This is a genomic window from Parendozoicomonas verongulae, assembly GCF_009711465.1.
Taxonomy (GTDB): Bacteria; Pseudomonadota; Gammaproteobacteria; order Pseudomonadales; family Endozoicomonadaceae; genus Sansalvadorimonas; species Sansalvadorimonas verongulae.
Genome location: NZ_SMME01000225.1, coordinates 1 through 383 on the forward strand (window position 1 = coordinate 1; position 383 = coordinate 383).

Genomic DNA, 383 nt, shown 5'->3' on the forward strand with positions numbered 1-383 from the left:
TCGAACTGGCAGTTTTTTTTCTCATTGCAGACGGGGATGTGACTACTGCTTCACGAAGCCATCCGTTTAGCTTTGCAGATGATATTAGATCAAGCGTTTCAACGTTCGCCCTGTTTTTCACCAATGCCAGCGCAGTTTCAGTTCTACCCATAAGGACAGCATTACCAAGAGGCGTCATGCCCTTGCTATCTTTAGCCTCAAGTACAGCTCCGTGCTCAATAAGCGATATAACGGCTTGGGTATGTCCTGCGCGGGCAGCAATGTGGAGCGGTGTAGCGCCATGGTCATCCTGTGCAATAACATTTACACCCAGCTTAATTAACCTTAAAACTGCTTTAATATGACCTGCCATGATTGCATTATGAAGCGGTGTGCAGTGGTTA

At 46.7% G+C, this 383-nt stretch carries 1 protein-coding gene; it reads right to left on the reverse strand.

Annotated elements, in window-relative coordinates; translation table 11 throughout:
• The coding region (locus E1189_RS00310; RefSeq protein ID WP_230459823.1) for an ankyrin repeat domain-containing protein at nucleotides 1-352 on the reverse strand (352 nt) is incomplete at its 3' end.
• Nucleotides 353-383 lie beyond the last annotated feature (31 nt).